A 6,201-nucleotide genomic window follows, 5' to 3' on the forward strand; every position below is an offset into this window, starting at 1 on the left:
ATGAACACCACGTCGCGCGGAGCCGTTGTAAAAGCGGGATGAGTGGACATCGCGGGCCTGCCTGTTTGCAGCGCTGGCGGCGGACTGCCTCAGCCTGGCCGATTTTCAGGGGTTTCTGGCCGGCCGGCAATGGCGCTGACTGTTAGCCTGATTGCTGACCGTCCGGCAGGTGTCTGGCTGCGGTGGCCATCCTGAACTAGATTTATTGACCAGCCCAACGCGTGCTGCGATCTCGCCGAGGAGACACAATGACCTTGTGGTCGCATTCCAGCCCTGCGCAAAGTCCCGGCGTGCTCGGCGAGCCAGTGGTGTACGTGGTCGATGACGATGCCTCGATGCGCCAGGCGCTCGACAGCTTGCTGCGCTCGATCGGCCTCCAGGTGCAAACCTTCGACAGCGCCGGAGATTTTCTCGCGCAAGCGCAACGTGAGGTACCCGGTTGCCTGGTGCTCGACGTGCGCCTGCGCGGCGAAAGTGGCCTGACGTTTCAGGAACAGATGGAAAAAAACGGCTTGCGCATCCCCGTGGTGTTCATGACCGGCCACGGCGACATCGCCATGAGCGTCAAGGCGATGAAGGCCGGCGCGGTGGATTTTCTGGCCAAGCCGTTCCGTGATCAGGACATGCTCGACGCCGTGGCCAGTGCGTTGGCTCGCGACCGTGCGCGGCTGGCAGCCGAACACTCCGGCGCCGTTTTGTGTCGGGCTTACCAAACCCTGACCGCACGTGAGCGCGAAGTGCTCGGCTTCGTCATTGCCGGGCTGATGAACAAACAGATTGCCGGACAGCTCAACCTCAGCGAGGTCACGGTCAAGGTCCACCGTGGCCAGGTCATGCGCAAAATGGCCGCACGTTCAGTGGCCGATCTGGTGCGTATCGCAGAAGCGCTGGGCATCGAGCCTGTCCAGCGCAACCCCTGAGCGCTGGCGAAGTGCAACTCACCGTGCGGCAAAAACCTGAGCAGTGTTGACGCAGATGGCCAGCAGAAAACAGATTTTGTGGGACGACGGCGAGCGGGTGCTGTCCCGTGAGCGCGGTTCGAATGATGGCAGCCTACTGGCGGTGCGTCCGGCGATGGGCCAGCCATTGCCGAGCACCCTGGAGCGTCTGGCGCATGAATACAGCCTCAGGGACGACCTCAATCCTGCCTGGGCGTTGCAGCCGACAGTTTTCGAGCGTACGGGCACCCGAGTTCGTCTGCTGTTCGACGATCCGGGCGGCGAGCCGTTGTCGCGGTTGCTGGTCGCCCCGCTGGATATCGAAACCTGTCTGGAATTGGCCACGAACATCGCCAAGGCACTGGGCCATATGCATCAGCGTGGTCTGGTGCACAAAGACCTGAAACCGCAGCATGTTTTTGTCCATTGTCATGATGGGCAGGCGCGGCTGACCGGCTTCGGCCTGGCCACGCGCTTGCCACGGGAGCGGCAAGCGCCCACGCCACCGGAATCTATCGCCGGGACGCTGGCCTACATGGCGCCGGAACAAACCGGGCGGATGAATCGTTCGATCGATTCGCGTAGTGATCTGTATGCCTTTGGCGTGACGCTTTACCAGATGCTCACCGGCTCGCTGCCGTTCAGTGCAAATGACCCGACGGAGTGGGTGCATTGCCATATCGCGCGGCTGCCAATGCCCGTGTGTGAACGGGTGGCGACGGTGCCGCCGATGTTCTCGCGACTGGTCATGAAACTGCTGGCGAAAACGGCCGAGGAACGCTATCAGAGCGCAGCCGGTGTCGAGCATGACTTGCGCCGTTGCCTCGATGACTGGCGCCGTATGCGGCAGATCGAGACGTTCACGTTGAACGAGCAGGGCGCCTGCGAGCGCTTGCTGATTCCGGAAAAACTCTACGGCCGCGAACACGAAGTGCAAACGTTGATCGATGCCTTCGCCAATGTGGTGCAGACAGGCGCGCCGACACTGGTGCTGGTATCCGGCTATTCCGGCATCGGCAAATCGTCGGTGGTCAGTGAACTGCACAAGGTGCTGGTGCCGTCGCGTGGCTTGTTCGCCGCCGGCAAGTTCGACCAGTACCAGCGCGACGTGCCTTATTCGACCCTGGTTCAGGCCTTTCAGGGGCTGGTGCGGACGCTATTGGGCAAGCGCACCGACGTACTGGCGGGCTGGCGCGAAGCACTGTTGCGGGCACTGGAAGCGAATGCGCGGTTGATCACCGATCTGATCCCCGAACTCAAGCTGATCATCGGCGAGCCGCCGCCCGTGCCTGAGTTGGAGCCGCAACAGGCGCAGCAGCGGTTCCTTCAGGTCTTGCAGCGTTTTATCGGCGTGTTCGCTCAGGCCGAGCATCCGTTGGCGCTGTTCCTTGACGACCTGCAATGGCTCGACGCGGCCACCCTTGATCTGCTCGAAGATATGCTCAGTCGCGCAGAGACCCCTCATCTGCTGCTGGTCGGTGCTTATCGCGACAACGAGGTAGATGGCGATCACCCACTCAGCCGCACACTCAAGACCCTGCATCACGCCGACGTACACATTGACGAAATTCGTCTGGCGCCACTGGCTGGCGCGCACATCGAACAACTGATCAGCGAGTCACTGCGCTGCCCGCCGGCGAGCATTGTCGCGCTGGCGCGGCTGGTACTGGACAAGACCGCTGGCAATCCGTTCTTCGTCATCCAGTTTCTGCACGCCCTGGCCGAGGAGAAGCTGCTGACATACGAGCCTGCGCGCCAGCGCTGGCGGTGGGATGTGCACCTGATCAACGGCAAGGGCTACACCGACAATGTCGTCGATTTGATGGTCGGCAAACTGGCGCGGCTGCCCCAGGAAACCCGCCAGGCGCTGCAACAACTGGCCTGCCTGGGCAACGTCGCGCGTCTCGACACGCTGGCCACAGTCCTTGATGTGCCGGTGCCTCACGTTCACTCCGCATTGTCGCCGGCGGTGCGGCTGGAGTTGGTCGAGCGTCAGGACGGTGCCTACAGGTTTGTGCATGATCGCATCCATGAGGCGGCGTATTCGCTGATCGCGGAAACCGAACGGGCGCAAATGCACCTGCGCATCGGCCGGCTGCTGGCACTGCAAACCCAGGGTGAGCGGCGCGAGGAGGCGATCTTCGAGATTGTCGGCCAGCTCAATCGCGGTGCGCATCTGATCAGCCTGCGTGCCGAGCGCGAGCAGCTGGCTGAGTTCAACCTGCTCGCCGGCCAGCGAGCGAAGGCCTCGACCGCTTATACCTCAGCACTGACCTATCTGGGCGCCGGCGCAGAACTGTTGGGCGAGCAGGGTTATGACAGTCGGCATGAACTGGGTTTCGCTCTGGAGCTGAACCGTGCCGAGTGCGAATTTCTCACCGGCCAACTGCAGCTTGCCGACTCGCGCCTGGCGACATTGGCCGAGCGCGCCGTGACCACCGTCGAGCGCGCGGCGGTGGCGTGCATGCAGATGGATGTCTACTTGCTGCTCGATCGCAGTGACCGGGCGGTGACGGTGTGTCTGGCCTTTCTGCGTCAGGTCGGCATCGATTGGCCAGCGCGTCCGGACGATATTCAGGTGCGCGACGAATATCAGCAGGTCTGGACCAGGCTGCGCGGGCGCAGTATCGAGCAGATGATCGACTTGCCGCTGATGGAGGATCCTGCCGCGCGGGCCACCCTCGATGCGCTGGGCAAACTCTTCGCGCCGGCGGTGCAGTCGGATCTGAACCTCGCCAGCCTGACCATTTGCAAAGCGATCAGCCTGAGCCTGCAATATGGCAACTGCGACGCCTCCTGCCTGCTCTATGCCAACTTCGGGCGCGTGTCGGGGCCGCGTTTTGGCGACTATGCCGCTGGTTATCGATTTGGCCGTCTGGGCTGCGATCTGGTTGATCGGCGCGGGCTCACGCGTTATGAAGCGAGCACTTGGTTGTGCTTCTCGATCTTCGTGGTGCGCTGGATGCGGCCAGTGCGCGAGTGCCGCGAACTGTTGCGCCGGGCGCTCAACGCGGCCCATCGCAGCGGCGATCTGCCGTATGCAGCGTTCGCTGGAAACAGCCTGATTTCCGATCTGTTGTTTATCGGCGAGCCGCTGGCCGAGGTGCAGGCGCAAGCGGAATCAGGGCTGGTCTATGCACAAAAGGTCGGTTTCGGTCTGGTGGCGGATTTCATGCGCTGCCAGTTGACGCTGATCCGCATGCTGCGCGGGCAGACGCCGACGTTCGGCTGTTTCGACGATGAGGGGTTCGATGAAACAGCTGTCGAAGCGCATCTGGCCGGTTCGGCGGATCTGGCGCTGGCGCGCGGCAAGTACTGGGTACGCAAGTTGCAGGCGCGCTATCTGGCCGGGGATTACGCGGCGGCCGCTGAGTGCGCGGCCCAGGCGCAGGGACTTTTGTGGGTGGTTTCGGCGTTTTTCGAGGAGGCCGAATACCATTTCTACGCGGCTTTGACCTTGGCGGCCCACGGCGAAACTGACGCCGGTGCTTTGCAGCGTCTGGGTCAACATCATGAACAGTTGCAGACGTGGGCGCGCTTGTGTGCAGAGACCTTCGCCAGTCAGGTGGCGCTGGTCGGCGCGGAAATGGCGCGCGTCACCGGGCAGTTGCTCGAAGCCGAATTGCAGTACGAGCAAGCCATTCAATTGGCTCAGGACAATGGTTTGCTCCATATCCAAGCGCTGGCCAACGAACTGGCCGCACGGTTCTACAGCGCTCGCGGTCTGGCCAGGATATCCCGCGTCTACCTGCGCGACGCACGTTATGCCTATCTGCGTTGGGGGGCTGCTGGCAAGGTGCGGGAGCTGGAGCGACGTCATCGTTTTCTGCGTGCCGAAGAGGCGCAACCGAATCCGGTCACCACGCTCATTACGCCAGTTGAACATCTCGACCTGGCAACGGTGCTCAAGGTCTCTCAAGCAGTCTCCGGCGAGATCGTCCTGGACCGTTTGATCGAAACGGTGATGCGCACCGCGATCGAACAGGCCGGGGCCGAGCATGGCCTGCTTATTTTGTTGAACGCCGACGTTCCCTATGTCGCTGCGCGAACCCGTATCGGCGACGGTGCCACGCAGTTGTGCAACGCGCCGCTGCACACGGTGGCGCTGGCAGAGTCGGTGCTCTACCAGACGCTGCGCACCGGCGAAAACCTGTGCCTGGACGACGCGGTTGCCGATCCGCTGTTCGCCGCTGATCCATACGTTCAGCAACGAGGCGCGCGCTCAATCCTTTGCCTGGCATTGATGAATCAGGCGCGGGTCGCCGGGGCGCTGTATCTGGAAAACAACCTGTCCGCCGGGGTGTTCAGCCCGACGCGTCTCGCCGTGTTGCGCCTGGTGGCGTCGCAGGCAGCGATCTCGCTGGACAACGCGCGCCTGTACCGCGACCTCGCCGAGCGAGAAGCGAAGATCCGTCGGCTGGTCGACGCCAACATCATCGGCATCATCGTCTGGGGCGTGAAAGGGGAAATCATCGAGGCCAACGACGCGTTCCTGCGCATGGTCGGTTACACCCGTGATGAGTTGCTTTCGGGCAATGTCCATTGGCGTGACATGTCCCCGCCGGCGATGCGCGCTAACAGCGATATTGCACTGGCAACGGCGATCCACACCGGCCGGGCCCAGCCATTCGAAAAGGAGTACATCCGCAAGGACGGCAGTCGGCTGCCGGTGATTGTCGGTCTGGCCGCCTTCGAAGCGAGTCAGCAACAGGGCCTGGCCTTTGTGCTGGATATCAGCGAACGCAAGCTGGCTGAAGAGCAAGTGCGCGAAGGCGAGCGTCGTTATCGTCAGGTGCAAACGGAACTGGCCCACGCCAATCGTGTGGCAACCATGGGCCAGTTGGCCGCATCGATTGCCCACGAAGTCAATCAGCCGATCGCCGCCACGGTGACCCATGCCAATGCCGCGTTGCGCTGGCTCGGTGCAAAGCCACCAAATATCAACGAAGTCGAGCAGGGCCTGCGGCATATCATTCTCGACGGCAACCGCGCCGCCGACGTACTCGGGCGCATCCGCGCGCTGATTCACAAAACGCCACCGCAGCGTCAGCCTGTCAGCCTCAATCTGCTGATTGAAGAAATGGTCGGTTTCAGCCGTGGCGAAGCGCTCAAGCACGGCGCCGAAGTTAGCGTTGAGCTGGCGGCAGATTTGCCTTTCGTAGTGGCGGACCGGGTCGAACTGCAACAGGTGCTGCTTAACCTGATCATCAACAGCCTCGAAGCCATGACGATCATGGCAGAGGGGCAGCGACGTCTGCTGATT

At 62.4% G+C, this 6,201-nt stretch carries 2 protein-coding genes; both read left to right on the plus strand.

The window, feature by feature from the left end:
* Positions 1 to 248 precede the first annotated feature (248 nt).
* The gene (locus OQK_RS21855) at positions 249 to 920 is read left to right on the plus strand and encodes a response regulator transcription factor (RefSeq protein ID WP_016774275.1); all 672 of its coding nucleotides are present in this window, start codon (positions 249 to 251) and stop codon (positions 918 to 920) included.
* Positions 921 to 975: 55 nt separating this feature from the next.
* Positions 976 to 6,201: trifunctional serine/threonine-protein kinase/ATP-binding protein/sensor histidine kinase (locus OQK_RS21860; RefSeq protein WP_016774276.1), on the plus strand; the 5,226-nt coding region annotated here is incomplete at its 3' end.

The sequence above is a fragment of the Pseudomonas sp. R62 genome, from assembly GCF_000257605.1.
Classification (GTDB): Bacteria; Pseudomonadota; Gammaproteobacteria; order Pseudomonadales; family Pseudomonadaceae; genus Aquipseudomonas; species Aquipseudomonas atacamensis.

Excerpts from the sequence above, each read along its gene's own strand:
- OQK_RS21855 (WP_016774275.1), top strand. The coding sequence starts at position 249 with ATGACCTTGTGGTCGCATTCCAGCCCTGCGCAAAGTCCCGGCGTGCTC.